Below are 2,573 nucleotides of genomic sequence, written 5' to 3'. Positions count from 1 at the left end.
ACCGCCACGGTGTCCCTCACCGTGGATGCCGACAGCGAGCCGCAGCTCCGGATCGACACGGATCCGGATGCCGTATGGGAATCTGCGCTGCCGGATGGTAGCGGGAAGGGCGATGGCGTCACGACTCCCACCACGACTACTGGCGGCACCTTCCAGATCGACACCGGTTCCGACGAACTGGACTTCATTGAAGTGCAGGACAAGAACGGTGTATGGATCAAGGTCGAAGCGAACGGTACGACAGTGCAAGGTGAGTATGGCCTGTTGTCTGTCGATCTTGACGGCAGCTGGACCTACGAGCTGACTGACAACACCCACGACCACAATGTGATCGGCGCCATCGGTAATGCGGACCAAGTGCAGGACGAGTTCGGGGTACGGGTGACCGACAGCGATGGAGACCTATCGCCGGAGGCAACGTTGAGCATCGACGTCAACGATGACGGCCCGAGCATCACTGTCAGCGTGACCGACGGTGTCAGCATTACCCTCAACACTCAGGACGCCGAGCTTACCGATACCGATACAGCCAGCTTTGCCAGTGCCCTCGCGGTTGCCAGCAGCACCTATGGCGCCGACGGGCCTGGGCAGATCAGCAGCTGGAGTTATGCGCTCGAGCTGGCGGGGGGAGACGGCAGTGACACGGGCCTGACCAGCGGTGGTGTGAGGGTCTCTCTCTACTTGGTCGCCGGCCAAGTGATCGGCTCCACGGCCGCGAGTGCCGCTGCCATTAACGGTAACAGCACCGTCTTCAGCCTGATGGTGAACACCACCGGCGACGTCACCCTGACGCAGAGCGCGGTGATCGATCAAGATAGCGCCGATACCAGCAACTTCGCCAGTGACCAGAAAGTGCTGGACTCCGGACTGGTCGACCTGGTGGGCACAGTGATCGTCACAGATGGCGATGGCGACACCTCATCCGTGAAGGCATCTTTGGACCTGGGCGGCAACGTGTTGTTCGATGACGACGGCCCCTCGATTGGTCAATTTGCCGATCTTCAGGTAACAAATGTTGATGGAGCAACCGACAGTGATACGAATACTGGGTGGCTCTCGGGGGCCGATGGGTGGAGCGAGATTAACATCACCGGTCCCGTGATCGATGGAATCAGCTATGAACAGATCGGCAATACGCTATTTGGCCGTAGTGGGGGTAGCGATATTTTCTCCATGACCGTGAATGAGGATGGTACCTACAACTTCGAGCTGATAGAGGCTGATGCAGGTTCCAGTGTTGACTTTTCCTTAACAGGAGTTACAGCTTCCGGACCCACCGTTTCTTATCCTTTAGGAGGAATTACAGTGACGGGTTCGGGGGAAGTCAATGCCAGCAGCAATGGTTTGGCTGTGGACTCCCAGAACCTGGATGATGGTGAATCACTGACATTTACGCTTCCGGAGGCCGTTAGTATTGTCAGCTTCGGTGCCTTTACCGCTCAAGGTGGGACAGCCACCATTACCTTGGATGGAGTAACTTCACCAGTACAAACCTTTGCGCCCGGCGGTTCTATTGAGTACGACTTTGGAAGCGTTTCGGGCAATGTCGTGACGCTGACCGCCTTGGATCTGAAAGCCAAGATCGATTCGATCGGTTACGTTGTTGAGATCCTCCCCGAGGGCCAGGATTTGACGTTCCAGGTCGAAGGCATCGATGGTGACGGTGACAAGGTTACGACGGATATCAACGTCGCCATTGTTGTGGATGGTGTTGTAGAAGGTATGTCGTTTGCCACCTCATCTGGCATCACCGGCGTTACCGATGAAAAAGGTGCCTTCGAATACCGCTCGGGTGATGCCATTACCTTCAGTGTGGGTAACGTCGTTCTTGGCACCTTTGATGCTGAGGAGGCACTCGCTGACGGCAAGGTATTCCTGCAGGAAATCGCGGGTGTTGGCCTCGAAAACCTCTACGACGAGTATGTCGAGAACATGGCGGTATTCCTGCAGTCTCTGGACGTGGATGGCGATGCCTATAATGGAATCGTCATCAATGAGGGAATACACGAAGTCTTCTCCGACGATGGTTTTGACCTGGCGACGATGTCCGAAGGCGACCTGCGCGATGTATTGCTGGAGAACGGCTACCAGCCGCTTTCAGAAGCCGAGGCCATGCAGCACGTAAAGGATATGATTGTTGAGCATGCCGGTGATCAGGCCTTCTCGGCGCGCGAAGGCGACGGTATGGTGCTGCTGGCCAGTGAAGACGATGATGTCTTCGCTTTCGATCTGGCAGCGGCGGAGGAGACCCCTGCCGAGGTCCGCATCGCAGGCTTCGGTGACGAGGGCGTCGACAGTCTCGACCTGCGCGACCTCCTGCAGGGCGAGGAAGCTGAGGGAGTCGACCTTACCAGCTATCTGAAGATTTCCCTTGATGGGACTAATACGGTCATCGAGGTCAGCTCTGACGGTAGTTTCCAAGGCGACAGCGGGGATGACGTGAAAGTCGATCAGACCATCATCCTGGAGGCTACGGATCTAGTGACAGGCGATGATTCGGCGACAGTCATTCAACAGATGATCGACAGCGGCCAGATAAACATCGATCAGTAAATTCTGAGTTATTCACAAGT

The 2,573-nt window shown here is 56.3% G+C and carries 1 protein-coding gene; it reads left to right on the top strand.

Annotated features, from left to right (window positions below; genetic code table 11):
- Positions 1-2,553, top strand: a 2,553-nt coding sequence (locus BM388_RS17380; protein WP_139233998.1) for a type I secretion C-terminal target domain-containing protein, incomplete at its 5' end; no start/stop codon positions are given.
- Positions 2,554-2,573: the final 20 nt, after the last annotated feature.

It is taken from the genome of Halomonas saccharevitans (genome assembly GCF_900116405.1).
GTDB classification, from domain to species: domain Bacteria; phylum Pseudomonadota; class Gammaproteobacteria; order Pseudomonadales; family Halomonadaceae; genus Halomonas; species Halomonas saccharevitans.
This window is presented reverse-complemented; position numbering and strand designations above follow the sequence as displayed.